The following is a 14343-nucleotide window of genomic DNA, read 5'->3' as shown; positions in this document are numbered from 1 at the left end:
GCATACTCTATGATGAAGTCAGTTACTCGCTTTTTTTCGAGCTCTGTCGTGCTGGTGTGGTAGACTCTGGCGTAGTCGCGGTAGGCTCTGCGGAGTCGTTTTCCTGTGGTTCCGACTCCGATTTCAGCATAAAATTTCGGCCGATGGCCATTACCTCCACAACGTCCGCGCCCTTCATGCGCTCCAGATCGGAAAAGTCATAAGTCGGATTCATGGCCACGATCGCAGCATAGCCGAGGTAGAGGTGGAGGCCGAAGTCGAACTCTGCCGCTGCGGACACGGACAGGTTCTTCATACCTGCGGCCGCTTTTCTCTTTGCCTCAGCAGTTGCGAAAAGCACGCCGTCGATCTCGTTCGTGTCGTACTTCATTTCTGTGATTTTGTCCCCGTTGATCATCACGGGATTTTTCAGAGTGAGGGTTCCGTTCATTTTGTTCTCCTTTCAAACAAAAAAAGAGCCCGCCAGTGACTTGACCGGCGGGCCGTGGTTATTTTTGATTACTGCATTAAAGCAGGTTGTTGATCTGGCTCATGTAGTCCTTGCCGTTGATACGGAGGATCTGAGCCAAACGGTCAACGCAGCAGATCTCGACGCCATTTGCGTAGATCTGGAGCCTTGTCACGTTGTAAGCGTTCTCGGCTTCGGTTGCGCTGCCAACTTCGACGCCCAATTCAGGGAAGGATGCCGGCATAGTACGCACAAAAGCCTTGCAGCCTTCGGGTGCGGTGGATCCGTCGGATTTTACGACATTCTGAACCCAGCGGAACTCGAAGCTCTGCTTTTCAAGGCGGTTCATGCGGCGCAGGCCGTTGTCTACGCCGATCTTTGTAATGGAGAGCTCCATGTTCTCCAGAAGTCCGATCAGTGGCACGGTCATGTTACCCATGGCCTGCACGTCAGCGGTTAAAAATTCAATACCGGGCAGAGTGAAGGAGACGTCCTTCGCCACCAGAGTGCTGTCCGCGTATACAGTGTCGGCCACTACCGGGCCTTTAATATCGAGCCATTTTGCCATTGTTCTGCACCTCCTTATTCAGTAGCAAAAAAGGACTGGAAGCCTTCGTCTGTGTAGCATACGCGAGCGGTGCCAGACTTGAACGGAGGCGTGTTAGTTACGGAGAAGTCCCAAACGAAGTCGCCGTTCAGCATGTTGCTGGTAGGGTTCGCGCTCTCCACAAATTCCACGGACGGGGTACCGATCAGGGCACCGATTCCCAGAAGGGTGTCGAGCTTTTCCTTTTCAAAATTCAGCACGCTGTCCTTGTCCTGCGGAGTCATAGGGCTGTCGATCTCAGTTCCGTGATCCTTCTGGAAGCTGTTCGTGATATGCTCCAGCATACGGATATTTACGTCGAAGATCGCGCGGGCGTCCATGCTGCCGTTGTACTTGTACGCAGCAGTATGAGGGCCCCACAATACCCAGCGGCCACCCCAGAAGCAGGCCGTTGTGATTCCTTTTTCATTGAGCTTGTTCGCAGTTTCCTGATCGAAGCCGCGGTTCTTGGAGTCCTCACCGAAATACTGGCTCGTGGCCATGATTTCCTTGTTGGACGGAGATTCAAACGGAACGCCGTCGTGGCTCAGGTCTACGCGCTGCATAGTGGCGGCGCCTACTGTGGACAGCCAGAAGATCCGGCCGTTGCCGTCCTTAATCTTCGGCCAGTATACCTTCGAGAACTCGCTGGTGTAGCCGTTGTCAATGGCCCATTTCTGAGCCTTTGCGAGCGTGTCGATCTTGGTTCCTTTGTCCTCCAGAGGAACGTCGGCGTGAACGAAGCCGTCCCAGTGGCCGTTGAGTTTCTGGATAGTGCTCACCATGGCCTTGTATACGGCCGGGATATGACTCCAGCCCGGAGCTGCCAGAATATTGAGCACGACGTTGTGATACTGATAGAGTAGAGCCATGGAAGCCAGTCCGGTATATTCTCCGGTTTCGGTTCTCTCGCCGATAATGTCGGCCGCCTGCACCTTGGAAGTGTCCACGGTGTCGAAGGTTGCGGAGAGTTCGGCCCCGTCAGTCTCTTTGAGCAGTGTCACGGTTACTGTGTGCTTTGCCATGCTATAAGAGAGAGCATAGTCCACGCCCTCGGCCTTGTCTGCGATCGCGAAGGTGTCGAGAATGATCTTGTCGCTCTCAAACTCTGCCTTGCCGTCCGTGAAGGTCAGGGCCTTTGTGGTTTTCTGTGCGGATTTATGCACCGCAGGATCGAGCACGTTCACGATATAGATCGGGCCTACATTTCCGACGGTGTTGTCGAAGTGCTCAGCGAACGCAGAACCGAGGGTGAATGTTTCCCAGTCGTCGGAGTAGCCGACGAGGCTCTGGACTTCGCTCATATTGGTTACTTTTACCGGCATATTAACGAGATCTTTGTCAGCGTAACCCCTGATCAGGTTCACCGGTGCGGTGCCGATATACGCGGCCACCACGTCGGCCTGAGTGACGGAAGCCACTTTGCTTTCGCCGATTTCGCCATATGTGCCATGCAAATATGCCATGTTTTAGTCCTCCTTATAAAAATTCTTCGTATTCTTTCGGGATCGCCGGAGTCGTTCCAATTTCCAGTGCGAAGCTGATCCAGCTATGCCAGTACGGGTAGTAGTCCCAGACATTGCCGTCCTCTGTGAACGGGCCGAACTTGATCCCTTGCTCTTTTACGAGCCTATGGCCTGCGATATATTCCGCAGTTTCGATCTCGCGGAGTACGAGGTCGGCCAGATTGTAGCAATCGCGCCAGCCGTCCATGTTTCGCGAGTATGTTTTGGCAGCTTCTCCGGTATTGACGTAGTAGGAGTAGCCGCCGGTTGCCTTCGCGTTTTCGCGAGGGTTGAAAAACTCCCCGCCGTGTTGGCCGGGATTCCAGCAGGCGAGGCAGAGCCGGATCTGGAGCTGCCTCTTTTTCTGAATAAGCTCGTCGCTTCCTTCCATGAGCTGCACGCAGACGGAAGGGATCGGAGCGGCCACGTTTGGCGGCAGACGATCCTTTCCCGGAACGTATAAAGGGAACGCCGCGGGGTTTACCATAACGACGTCGTAGCCAGTGTCGTTCCGGTAGTCGTCCGGCAGTTTGAGGGTGATCTTGCTGCATACGTTTTCAGTGAGCCAGCTCACTATTTTGTCGATACTGTTTACCAGTGTCATGCTGCCGCCACCTCCTTAGCTCATGCGATTCTGGCGAACCGCGATCTGTACGAGTCCCATTTCCGACGTGGTAGTGACAACGATCACCTCACGGCCGTCCAGATTGAGAAGGCGGCCGGGATCCAGATTTTCTGGAAGGTCGGAGGCTTTTCCCATGATCACCATGTCGGCCTCGTCCATTCCATGAATACGGTTGTCGCCGATTTTACTCAGCTTGGCCATTATGTCGCTGTCAATTACCACCGGGACTTCCTTCCCTTCGATCCGGTGAAGGTCTGCGAACTCGTCCAGATTCAGGAAAATGTCCGAGAGATCCTGCTTTATTTGGTCTTTGAAGCTCACGAGCTTACGCCTCGGAAGGTTCCGCCTCGATTTTTGCGGAGCTGTCGGCGTTTGCCTTGGCTGCCTCGATCAGGGCGATCACTTCCTTTTTGCTGCGGACTGCGCTCGCGTCTACGCCATACGCTGCTGCAGCTTCTCTGAGCTCTGTCATGTTCAGGCCGTTGTATTCTGAGAAAGTGCTTTCCGGCTCTGCCTCATACACGGCCACGCCAGCCTCCACCAGCTCAGCCTCGCGGGCTGCGTTGATAGAGAAGGCGGGAGAATGTTTCGTCATAGGTTCCACGGTTCCGTTTTTAACGAGCCCGTAGGTGCCTTTAATCATTCGGATCATGTGCTCACCTCCGTTATTCCGGATCCGCTGCGTTCAGATCCGGGAGATCGTCGCCGTCTGTGTCCTCGTCGTCAACCATGCCGCCAGCGTTTACTTCTGCGGCTGCGATCGCGTCCACATAATCGGCTTTCTTTTTGCAGCCGGTAACGTCAACGCCGAGATCACCGGCGAGGTTCTGGAGCTGCTGGATCGTCATTTCTTCGAGCTGGCTCTTTGCAAGGTGGCCGGTCACTTCCTGCTCGTCCGCCTCGTCTGCTTCGATTACGCCGCCGACGTATTCAGCGACACCAGCAGAGACGAAGTGCTCCGCCTGAGTGTCCTCGCACTCAAACGGGCCGTCCGCTGCTGTCATTCTCTTGTGGGCGTGCTTGGCGTCATAATAGCCGACGGTTCCCACTGTTACCCTGATTTTTCTCATGGTTTTGCTCCTTTCTACTCGGTACGCTTAGTTGATAACTTTCGCCACGCTGAACGGGCACTCGTTGTTAGGCATAGGCAGCGGCGCAGAGCTGAGAGTGAGCTCGCGGGTGTTGTGAGCAGCGTCGCTGATATACTTCGGCACGTTCACGCCGGTGTAAGTATGGAACTCGCCGTCGGTCTGCTCCACCTGAGTGATCGCGCCGTAAACAGTACGGCCAGCAGCCGGAGCGCCTACCGCGATCATGCCCTGCGGGATATACTGCTTTACAGTTCCGTCCAGCTCGGTGTATGTGTCCTCATAAGTGAGGAAGTCGATCATTCGGCCCTTGATATTCAGGCGGGCGATCTTGGAAGCACCGGCAGGCAGAGTCTCAGGATCTACGCCTCCGATATTGTAGTTGCGGTTGTCGAGCAGTTTCAGGATCCACGGATTGCGGAGGAAAAGATCCGCAACGTCTGGAGCCATGAGGCACTCAGTCGCAGGGAGCCCTCTTTTACTCAACATGGAGATCATGGCGGCCACGTCGTCGATCATCTGCTTGCCGCCTGCCTCAGTGTCGGCCCAGTCTGCGGAAGGGGTATATTTTGCCGGGTTGCTGGTGCCGTCATAGTAACGGACTTCCTTTTCCTCGTAAGTGCCGAGGTCGTCCGTGTACTCGTGCATAATGCAGCCGTTGGTGAAGATTACCTCGGCAGCCATAGCCTCCTTTCTGCGGGTGTTCATGTCGCGGAGTTCGTCGAGATCTCCGAGCATGATCACGCCCTGTCTCTGGGCCGGAGTCAGGTTAGTATAAAGAGCCTCCCCGAAGCCTCTCTTTTTCAGGTCGTCAATGGAGAGTGGGCGCTTCGGTGCAATATGCGCCGGAGTGAAGCGCTTCATGGTGTAGCCTTCGCGCAGGATCGCGATCCCGCCCTTGCGAGGTGCTACAAAAGGTGCCGCTTTCTTGGATCCCTTGCGGTATTCCACCAGCACGTCGTCAGTGGCGAACACGTCAGAGGCGGCGTTAGTAGGGAAGTAGCGATCCAAAAGGAAAGAGTGAAGCGGCGGGAGCTGCTGCACGGAGGCGAGCAGTGTGTGGGTATCATAAAAATTAAAAGCCATTTGTCTGTCCTCCTTGTTTTTAGTATGCTACGGCGTCAGAGAGCAGGATTCCGGCAGAGCGGAGCGCTTCCTTGTCCGTTTCGCTGATCGCGTGGCTGTTGTCAGTGATCAGGCTGTTCTCGTTAAAATGGCCGGTACGGTATGCAGTCGCCACCGCGTCGGAAGCAGTTCCGACTTCCACGTCGTCAGCCAGCACGCAGTTGGCTGTCAGTGTCTCGTTGCTTTTCGCAGCGGTACCGAGAATTACACGCAAGCCGTCGTCTGCGGTACCGGCTGAGAGTGCCAGAACAGTGCCGCGCTTGTAGATTTTGGCCTCTGTGGCTTCCTTACGGATCTTCACAGTGAAAACCTCTGCGGGCGGGTACTGGCCGTTGATCAGGTTGTCGAAGCCTACGGCCCCGATCGTCTCGTCGAGTCTTTTACTCATTACTTCGTACCTCCTTTGGTCTGGTTGTAGGCGGAAACTACCGCCTGAATGTCTGCTGCGTCCTGTTCCTGAGCACTTGCAGGTGCGCCGCCGTTAGGCGCTGCGCCTACGTCTGCGGCTCCGGATTTTGCTCCCTCTGCCTGATATGCTGCGAGGAAATTCTGGCCGGACGCTGCGCTGGCCTGCATAACACGGAAGCAGAGCTCCTGAGCTGTGCAAGGGTTGTCGCCGTACTTGGCGTCGTGTACGAGCTGCTGATCCGGGATAGAGGCGGCGATCGAGTCGATCTGCTCGATTCTCTGGCGTTCTGCTGCCACGGCCTCACCGGAAGCGTTCTGTGCTTCGGTTCTTGCGCTGGCCTCGATCTGGGCCACGATCTCCGGGTATGCTGCCTTCAGTTCCTTCTCGTCCATAGGTTTGTTACCTCCTTCTTTTTTTGCCGCCTTTGTGGTCGGCTTCTTTTTATTTGCTCCGGGCTTTGCAGCCGGTGGAGTCGCGATTGCTTTCACCGGGATAGTGCCCGGCACATGCTGGAGCCCGTCAACATTGTGGCGTACTCCATTAACAAAAAGCACCTTTCTGTCGGCGCTCATGCTCATTTCTGGATCGTCCTCGTCCTCTTTGATTGCGTCAGCGAAGCCCTTCTCCAGAGCTTCGCGGCCGGTGAACCACGTCTCCTTGGTCATCATGCCGCGGAGAGTATCGACTTCGATCCCTGTCTTGCTGTTGTAGATCTCGGCCACGGCTCGCTCGCTGGCGTCCATTCCTTTCATAAGCTGCTTCATGTCCTGCATGTTCATGTAGTCCCAGAGCATAACGCTTACGCCGTGGATCATAATCAGGGAACCGGGGTACACGGTCACTGTGTCGCCCGCGCACATGATAACGCTCGCAGCGCTGGCCGCGATTCCCTCGACAATGACGTTCACCTCACCGCTGAGAGCTTTCAGCGCGTTGTGGATTGCGATCCCGGTGTAGAGATCGCCGCCGCAGCTATTGAGCTTGACGGTGATGTGTCCCTTGTCTTTGACTGCTGCCAGATCCTCCATGAAGCCTTCCGGCGTGATAAAAAGGCCGGGCTCCGGTTCGCCTGTCCACCAGTCAACGGGCTGCTGGCTCATAACGTCGCCGTAGAGAGTGATCTCTCCCTCGTCGTCGCCGGTGCTGGCCATATTCCAGAACTTTGTCGCCGTGGGAGCTTGTGGAGCAGCAGCCGGGCCCATGATTAGGCCGCTATGTTTGGTTTTCATTGGCTTATCCTCCTTGTATGGTTTGCTTTATCTGCTCGCCGATCACGAGACTGCGGAGAGCCACCGTGCCCCTTTTGCGAGCTGTTTCGGGGTTGTGTGGATTGTCGTCGCCTTCTGGCGGATCCTGTTCGCCGTCCGGTTCCGCTGTTCCGGTGCCGCTCTGGTGCGGATCTGGTGGATTGCCTCCGAGCTTTTCGTTTTCACGTCTGAGCTGTTCCACATTGCTGTCCCATTGGCCACCGTTTAGGCGGATCGTGCTCTGCTCGTGAGTGGAGAAGCCTTCACTGCACGCGAGGATCTCGGCCGTGATTTCCTTCACCGGATCGAGCTGTCCCTGAGACGGGCCGAGCCATTCGCTGCCGAGATACGCGGCGCGGATCGCTGGATTCTGGAAAAAGCCCGGCGCATATATGCGGCCACGGGCCACGGCTTCGCTCATCCACACTTCATAGCATGGGCGGCAAAAGTCGTCCGCCAGCCATTCGCGGCGCATTTTGAACGCCTTCCACGCTTCCAGTAGAGCAGCACGGCTCGCACTGTATGAGGCGTTGAAGGATTTCAGGAGCAGATCGCTGGGAATTTCCAGCGCGGCGCCTACTTGTGCACTGATCGCTACGGCGAATTTGTCGAAGCTGCCGTTCGGGTGCGTCGGGTTTGCAAATTCTACGCTTTCGCCCGGCCCCATGACATTGATCTGGCCCGGCCCCATGCTGTACTCGTTCGGGTTCCGCATTTCTCCGGGTGGTACTGGATCCACCTCATTGAATGGCATTTCATCAGTCGGGGCTTCTGTCTTAATGAAGGCAGTGTAAAAGCTCTCGACGACTGCGGCCATGAGTTCGGACTCGGTATACCTACGAAGCTGCAGCAGCGGCTCGATCACCTGCGCGAGATAACTCACGCCGCGGTACTGATCCGGGCGCTCTGTGTCAATGACGTGGAGCACATTCGGAAGGCCGGTGCTTTGCTGGTATGCCAGAACGCGGGCCCATTCAGTAACCGGAGCGCCGAGTTCATACGGGTAGTTGCTGCGTATGTGATACGCTACCACCATGCCGTTCTTGTCTACTTCCACGCCGTCATATATGGTGTTGCCCGTTTCTGAGTTCTTTCCGGTCGTGTAGTAGAGCGTAGTCCCGGCCCCGTAGTTGTTCGGGGTTGCGATTCTGTCGGACTCGATCAGGTGGACGCGGAGAGAGTAGGGGAGCAGCCGAGTGGTTTCGTACTGCTTGATCAACCCTATGCAGTCGCCGGAGAGCAGCCACGAGATCAGCGCGAGCTGCTGGAGCCCGTAGAAGTTATTCATGCCGGTGGCGTCGCAGGCTCTCTTGTTGCTGGCCCAGAGGGAAAACTCTCGCTCTGTTTCTTTCTGCCACCGTTCTGCCTGATCCGGTGAGAGTCCGAGCACTTCGCGGTCGATCCGGCTTTTAAGCCTGAGCCCGACGCCTACCACGTTTGTGCGGTTGGTTTTGATCGCCGAGGTAGCGATCGGCGCGGCCATGTATAACATGCGGGCACGCTGTCGCATGGTGTAGTTGTTGAAGTCTATGTCCTCGTGAGCGGATCCGCTGGGAGCATTAAAGCCTTTCACGGCTTTTTTTCTCCAGCTTGCACCCGCCTCTCCGTAGCCCTTATTCTGAGGGCGTACGTTATCCGGGAGATATAGCCCCCTCGTTTGGTCGTACTTCGTTTTTCTCACCTCCTTGCAAGTAATTAAAAACGGCAGCGGCCGCGGTATCTAAAGGAGCGAAAATGTCCCGCAGTCGTCGCCGTAGTAAAGCCAGCCGATCGGCCAGCGTTTACCCATTTACCAGTCGCGGGGCACTACCCCCACGGCACGGCGAGCAGATCCGCCCGCCAGTTCGGCCTCCAGCTCGCGGACTCGCTTTTGCAGCTTCGCGATCATGTCCTGAACGGAAGCGAGTGAAGTCTGGTACCGTTGCAGGTTTCTGGAGCCGATTGTGTAGAGCTGCACCCCGTCCTTGCTGAGCATGTCAGCCTCACGGGCCAGATACGCACTGAGTCGCGTCCTCGTTTCTGTGAGCTCTTGCTGTATGGTTTCTTTTGATCTCATGGGTTCACCTCCTTACCACTCGTCGAAGTAGTTCCGGGCTGCCGGTTTTGGTTTTCGGCGCTGCGCCGGTTTGGTTTGCGGCGTTTCTTGGACATTTTTCAGACGTCGCTCCACCGCGAACATGTCCGGATCTATGATTTTTAGCCCGGCGTTCGCATAGTTTCGGCAGTCGAGGGCCTCGTTCCGGTTGTGTCCGGGGATTTTTACCCAGTGCCACTGGTTGCCGCGCTTTGTTTGCGTGAGCTCCAGACGCTCGGAGAGCAGGCCGTTGAAATAATAGGTATCGTAGCCGCATGACTCGTGGATCGGGAAATGGCAATATTTCGGGCCAGCTTCCTGAACCTTTAGGCTCGACATGATCGTTTCTTTTCCAGCGTCAACGCCGAGCGTGTAGAGCCAGCATGTGATCCGCTTGTTGTCCTTGATCGGAACCTTTGACGGAGGCGTCACGAACGGGATCCCGTCGCCGCCCTTGCCCTTGATAGCAAAAACACGCTTGTTTTTACGCTCACGGCAGCGAGTGTATACCTCTTGGGTGTAGTGGCCGCCGGAGTCCACGCAGGTGATTGAGATCCGCAGCCCTTTTCCGTCATTGAAGCGGTAAACGTGATCGATCACGTCGTCGAGCTGCTGCCATACCTCGTCGGTGTCTGGCTTTCCCATGATGTAGCCCTTTTTTATGCCCCACGTTTCACCGTAGAAGCCATGGCCCACGACTTCATACTCCAAACGGTTGTCCTGAGTATCTACGCCGCAGGTGAGAACGAGAACGCCCTCCGGAACTTCGACGGGAGAGCCGTCGGCATTGGTGCCGTAGTCCTCACGCCGGGCCAGCATGGTGTCCTCGTCGGCTATGTCGCCGCGATCCTCCCAGAGCTCACCCAGCAGTGTGTTGTAAACTACTTTGAGCTTTTGCGGATCGTCCTTAGCTTGCAGAAATTTGAGCGCGATCTTTTCCCATGGAGTCCATGGAGAAGAAAAAGCGTTCAGCCAGAAGGAACGGACGCCCTCGTCGTAGGCCGCCGGGTTCTCGGCGATCCACTTTGCGGGCTGCTTCCGCATTTTTTCCTCCGGTACTATGCAGCCGCAGGAGGGGCAGCACCATGTAATCGGGCCCACGATCTTGTACGCCTTTTTCCCGCGGACTTTGGCCACCGTATGTTCAAAGTGTACGCGGTCGAAGGTGATCTCGCCGTACTCTCCACACTCAGGGCACTGGTGGCACCAGCGTTCCTGTGTTCCGAGGTAGTAGCTGCTTTCGATATTTGAAGCGCCTTTTATGGTCGGAGTTGATACCTCGACGGCCTTCGCATTGTAGAACGTGGCCTGTCTGGCTTCGGCCAGAGCCCACGGATCACCCTCAGCACCGGCAGACACGGCCCAGCGGTCGCGCTCGTCGCCGAGAATGTAGCGGGCGGGAGTGGAAGCCAGAGCGGAGGCGCTGTTTGATCCTGTGATCGTGAGCATACCGCCGGGGAATGACTTCTGGAGGATTGTGTTCCCGGAGTCTTTGCTTTTGACGTCGGAAACTTTCGCCCTCAGCACCTTGCTGTCTCGTATCATTGGAGCGATACGGAGGCGTGAGAACTTTCGGGCGTCGTCGAGGGAGGGCTGGACGAACAGGATCGAGCCGGGATCTTGGTCGATAATGTAGCCGATTATGTTCAGCTCCAGCTCGGATTTTCCCACCTGAGACGCTGCCACCATTACGATCTTACGGATCTTCGGATCCGTGAACGCTTCCATAGGTTCCCGCAGGTACGGCGTGCGCGAGGTGCGCCACGGGCCAGACTCCGCGGAGTTCTCCGGGGATAGGCGGCGGTGTCTATCGGCCCATTCGGCCACCGTCAGATCTTCGGGTGGCTTAAAGTTGCGAATGGCCGGTGCTATGGCTGCGTTGAGTTTCGCGGTGGATTTTTTAGTCGTCGGTTTCATCAGCGGCCACTATGATGTCGCTCCAGCCTTCACGATCCCGCACCCGCCGCTGATATACCGCCGGATCGTAGTTGTAGTTTGCGAGCTCGTTCAGAATTTTGTAGCACTCCGCCCGGATCAGTGCCGAGGCTTCGTTGGCGCTTGCCACCTGCACAACGTCCATGGCTAAACGTCCGGGGAGTGCCATTATCATGCTGCGGACAGTGTAAACGAGGTCGTTCGTCACGGCCTCCACGTCCTCGCTGCGGTGCATTTTGCCTTCGAGCTCTTTCAGTTGCATGGCTGCCATGTCTGCCTTACTGCGTTTCATGTCAGCCTCAGCCCGCAGCTTCTCCATTTCAACCTGTGCGGCGTCGGCGCTTTTGGCCTCTCGGCCGTTGGCTTTGTCGCTCAGGTAACGGATGTAAGATTGCACCGTCGGAAGCAGGTCGAACATATACGGCCGCTGTTGGGCGGCTGGAATAATTCCCTCTTTTGCGAGCTGCTGGATCCGGCGGTCGGTGACGCCGAACAGCTTTGCAATAATGGCAGCGTTTTGGAGATTCTGCTTGCCTTCCGCCATGGCGCCACCTCCTTTCTTTGGGGCAAACGAAACGAAACGGCCTGAAAAAATTTTTCTGAGTCTGCGCGTGTTTTGGGCTCGCCAGCACCGCAGGCGTTTGGCGGCCCGGACAGTACCTTCGGGCTGCGGAAAAATTTCGGTGCGGTTACTCGGTCGAGTTGCTTTGCCTTTTGCTTCTTTGCTTTGGTCGCTTTGTTTCGCTGTTCTTTGTTGCTGTTGCTTTTGGTTTCGCTTTGTCTTTGCTGTTCGATTGCTTCGCGCTTGGCTTGCTGCTTGGCGCGTGTTCGTTGGCTTGGCTTACTTCATAGCCTGCTTGATGTGGTTCTCGAATCTCTGTTCCAGTCCTTGGCTGATCATTGTCTCGATCGTTTCCTTTGCGCGGCCGTCGATCATCTGGGGGACGGACAACGTGTGGATAGCTTCCAACGGCATACGGCCTGAGCCTGTCCTCTGGAATGGGATAGCCGGGGCCTTTCCGTCTCCAATGAAACTACCGGGTGGAAGGTTGGACTTTTTGCCTAAAATAATCTGCGCCGTGATCTGATACGGATAGGGTGGGCGAATGTTGGCTACCTCGGTAGGATTTCTCAGCGCTTGTCCGGGGATCAATATCCGGCGCCGGTCTTTCCTTTTCGGCTGTTTCTTTGGCGACATTTTGAAATGCGTCGGCGTCAGTGTGCGGCCTTTGTATTCCAGCGTCGCCCCGTCAACAGATACCCCCGCAACATTTATATGGGTGGCCCCTCTCTTTTTTTGAGGCCCGGCACTCTTGATCGCGGCGGTATCAACTCCGTAGTGTTGGCGGATTCCCTTCGATACCCACGCTGGCGCTCTGGAGCTAAAGTCTGAGACGGTTCGCTTGATCGCTACCTCGCCACCGTTTTCAAGTTTGGCGAGACGTTTCGCCAGTTTGGCGCCGTCCTTCATGGTGACAGTGAAGGCACCGCTGGTGTGTCTGCCTGATCCTGAGTAAAACAAACTGCTCATGTGTGCCCCTCCTTTCTGGTTTTGGGTATAAAAATACCGCCTTGGGTTTTCCCTTGGCGGTAGTGGCTGGTTATTTTGTTTTGGTTCCGTCCGGCGTGAACTCGTGGAGAACATTGTCCGGTGTTTCTATTCGGATCATATTCCCGGATATTTTGGCCGAGAAGGTGTGCGTTTTGCGATCGCCGTAACTGTACCGGATTTTCTTTTTCCAGCTTTCAGAGGTGGAGAGAGTAGTCACCTTTACAATGACAGCCGGGAGCTCTTTGTCGTTTTCGTCGTAGCTGCTGTCTGTATCGTACACCACGGCGCAGATCTCGGTAGTGAGATCGTATGCAACGAGGTATGAGTCCCCGCAGAGGTTCTTCGCATTGGCTTTTTCTTCGCTCAGAGTGAAAAGAGTGCCCTCGTCGCTCAGAGCGTAGCCGATTCCGTTGTCGGTGATAGTGGCCGCTCTTATGAGCTCATCTGTTTTCCTTATGCGAATACCTCGCGCACCTTCTGCGATTGCGATCCCTTCGTTTACATTTGCGTCCATTCCTGTGAGAATGTAATACTTGCCAGATCGAGACGCCCACGCTTCGTCTGCGTGGAACCATTCCTTGCCGTTCTTGGTGAAGATCCCCGGCTTTCCTGTTTGGCTATTGATTTGCACCTCCCATTCGCCGGACTGGAGCCACTTATATTTCGGCACGGTATCATGCCCGGAAGTGGTCTGCGTTGTAGGCGCTGGCTTTTCTGCTTCTTTCAGTGTTTCCATGATCGGCTTGCTCTGTCCCTGCTGGAGAGCCGCTTCCACGCGGCGAAGGTATTCCGGATCGTTCCACTTGCTGCGAGCCTGTGGTTTTTCTGGTTTTGGTTCCGGCTGAGGTTGTGGCTGCGCCGGTTGCTTTTTCTTGAAAATGTTGAATAATCCCATTACATGAGCCTCCTTAGTCATCTTTGGGATATTATACAACGGAGCGGTGGCGCTTATCAATCCTCCGTCCGGAAAATTTGCACCCCTCCCAGTTCTTTTCTGAGGGTAGGCGCATAGGAAAAACCGCCCGGATCTTTATCATGTCCCCGGACGGCTTTCGCTGTTATACAGAGTAGCACGGTGGTTTATCCCCTTTTATCCCTTTTTGTCCCTTTTTATCCCCCTGTGTGCTCGTGAGTGCTCCGCCTGTGGCTTTCTCCTGAGTGGGCGCGTATTTCTTCGGGCACACAAAAAAGCCCGCCGTCGGCCTTCTTGTGGCTTCTGGCGGGCGTTGTTATCCCTGTTCCTGTTTTGCTCTGTATATTCTGGCCAGCGATTGAAGCGCCGAGCCGTGCAACTTGAATGTTCTTTTGAGGTAGCGCTGCTCGTGTTCGTCGTAGTCCTCCCGGCTACCATGAAGCGCGGCGCATACCGTCCACCAGTTCGCAGCGTCGAAGTAGTGCATTTCTAAGACGGTCTGCTCGTCTGGTTTTTCCATTTCGGAGATCAGGGCCTCCAGTTCGTTGCGTTCGCGGTCCTCGTCTGCGATCATGCGGCGGATCGTTTCCTCCAGTGTTACCTTCTGGATCACCTGCCGCTCCTGTTTACTGGTTCCGTCGCCACCGCCTCCGGATATTCCGTCGAAGCTCGGCGAGGATATGGAGCCCATGACGGCCTCCAGATTCTCCAGCCGTTCGATCTGGTTGTCGATCCTGCGGTGGAGTGCTGCGTAGCTTTCCAGCTTTTTCTTGATCTCGTCGGTTTCCTTCGGCTGTTTTGCCTCACTGTTCTGGTGCATGGGTTCCACCTCCTTT

Annotated in this window: 17 protein-coding genes; all 17 read right to left on the bottom strand. The window is 55.7% G+C overall.

Annotation, left to right across the window (positions count from 1 at the left end; all coding sequences use genetic code 11):
• Nucleotides 1-22: 22 nt before the first annotated feature.
• Nucleotides 23-430 carry a hypothetical protein gene (locus ACLU9Q_RS08215; protein WP_226814968.1) on the bottom strand — a complete coding sequence of 136 codons (408 nt, stop codon included), beginning with the start codon at nucleotides 428-430 and terminating at the stop codon, nucleotides 23-25.
• Between the two features lie 76 nt (nucleotides 431-506).
• Nucleotides 507-1016 (bottom strand): phage major tail tube protein, encoded by a 510-nt coding sequence (locus ACLU9Q_RS08210; RefSeq protein ID WP_099357224.1) that lies wholly within the window; start codon nucleotides 1014-1016, stop codon nucleotides 507-509.
• Nucleotides 1017-1030: 14 nt separating this feature from the next.
• Nucleotides 1031-2500 carry a phage tail sheath family protein gene (locus tag ACLU9Q_RS08205; protein WP_412624985.1) on the bottom strand — a complete coding sequence of 490 codons (1470 nt, stop codon included), beginning with the start codon at nucleotides 2498-2500 and terminating at the stop codon, nucleotides 1031-1033.
• A 13-nt stretch (nucleotides 2501-2513) separates the two neighbouring features.
• Entirely contained in the window at nucleotides 2514-3143 is a 630-nt protein-coding gene (locus ACLU9Q_RS08200) for a hypothetical protein (RefSeq protein ID WP_412624984.1), read from the bottom strand.
• 15 nt (nucleotides 3144-3158) lie between these two features.
• Nucleotides 3159-3485 carry a hypothetical protein gene (locus ACLU9Q_RS08195; protein ID WP_008398621.1) on the bottom strand — a complete coding sequence of 109 codons (327 nt, stop codon included), beginning with the start codon at nucleotides 3483-3485 and terminating at the stop codon, nucleotides 3159-3161.
• A gap of 4 nt (nucleotides 3486-3489) precedes the next feature.
• On the bottom strand, nucleotides 3490-3816 hold the full coding sequence (locus ACLU9Q_RS08190) for a hypothetical protein (protein ID WP_009299079.1): 327 nt from the start codon (nucleotides 3814-3816) through the stop codon (nucleotides 3490-3492).
• A 13-nt stretch (nucleotides 3817-3829) separates the two neighbouring features.
• Nucleotides 3830-4234, bottom strand: coding sequence for a hypothetical protein (locus ACLU9Q_RS08185; protein WP_009299080.1), 405 nt, complete (start codon nucleotides 4232-4234; stop codon nucleotides 3830-3832).
• A gap of 27 nt (nucleotides 4235-4261) precedes the next feature.
• On the bottom strand, nucleotides 4262-5338 hold the full coding sequence (locus ACLU9Q_RS08180) for a major capsid protein (protein WP_412624981.1): 1077 nt from the start codon (nucleotides 5336-5338) through the stop codon (nucleotides 4262-4264).
• 19 nt (nucleotides 5339-5357) lie between these two features.
• Complete coding sequence (locus tag ACLU9Q_RS08175; protein ID WP_412624979.1) at nucleotides 5358-5765, bottom strand: head decoration protein; 408 nt, start codon at nucleotides 5763-5765, stop codon at nucleotides 5358-5360.
• Nucleotides 5765-7015, bottom strand: coding sequence for a head maturation protease, ClpP-related (locus ACLU9Q_RS08170; protein ID WP_412624977.1), 1251 nt, complete (start codon nucleotides 7013-7015; stop codon nucleotides 5765-5767). Before ACLU9Q_RS08170 ends, ACLU9Q_RS08175 begins: the two co-directional genes overlap by 1 nt.
• Nucleotides 7016-7019: 4 nt before the next feature.
• The gene (locus tag ACLU9Q_RS08165) at nucleotides 7020-8606 is read right to left on the bottom strand and encodes a phage portal protein (RefSeq protein ID WP_226973370.1); all 1587 of its coding nucleotides are present in this window, start codon (nucleotides 8604-8606) and stop codon (nucleotides 7020-7022) included.
• A 216-nt stretch (nucleotides 8607-8822) separates the two neighbouring features.
• Nucleotides 8823-9089, bottom strand: coding sequence for a hypothetical protein (locus tag ACLU9Q_RS08160; protein ID WP_004220635.1), 267 nt, complete (start codon nucleotides 9087-9089; stop codon nucleotides 8823-8825).
• A gap of 12 nt (nucleotides 9090-9101) precedes the next feature.
• Nucleotides 9102-11024, bottom strand: coding sequence for a phage terminase large subunit family protein (locus ACLU9Q_RS08155; RefSeq protein ID WP_004220632.1), 1923 nt, complete (start codon nucleotides 11022-11024; stop codon nucleotides 9102-9104).
• A complete protein-coding gene (locus tag ACLU9Q_RS08150) occupies nucleotides 11008-11586 on the bottom strand; it encodes a protoporphyrinogen oxidase (RefSeq protein WP_412624975.1) in 579 nt (192 codons plus the stop codon). Before ACLU9Q_RS08150 ends, ACLU9Q_RS08155 begins: the two co-directional genes overlap by 17 nt.
• 297 nt (nucleotides 11587-11883) lie before the next feature.
• On the bottom strand, nucleotides 11884-12573 hold the full coding sequence (locus ACLU9Q_RS08145; protein ID WP_412624973.1) for a hypothetical protein: 690 nt from the start codon (nucleotides 12571-12573) through the stop codon (nucleotides 11884-11886).
• 70 nt (nucleotides 12574-12643) lie between these two features.
• The gene (locus tag ACLU9Q_RS08140; protein WP_412624971.1) at nucleotides 12644-13489 is read right to left on the bottom strand and encodes a hypothetical protein; all 846 of its coding nucleotides are present in this window, start codon (nucleotides 13487-13489) and stop codon (nucleotides 12644-12646) included.
• A gap of 334 nt (nucleotides 13490-13823) precedes the next feature.
• Entirely contained in the window at nucleotides 13824-14327 is a 504-nt protein-coding gene (locus ACLU9Q_RS08135; RefSeq protein WP_412625086.1) for a DUF1492 domain-containing protein, read from the bottom strand.
• Nucleotides 14328-14343: the final 16 nt, after the last annotated feature.

Origin of the sequence: Marvinbryantia sp. (genome assembly GCF_047017445.1) — a bacterium.
GTDB lineage: Bacteria > Bacillota > Clostridia > Lachnospirales > Lachnospiraceae > Marvinbryantia.
The sequence above is the reverse complement of the archived record's forward strand: the minus strand, read 5'-3'. Positions and strand labels throughout refer to the sequence as shown.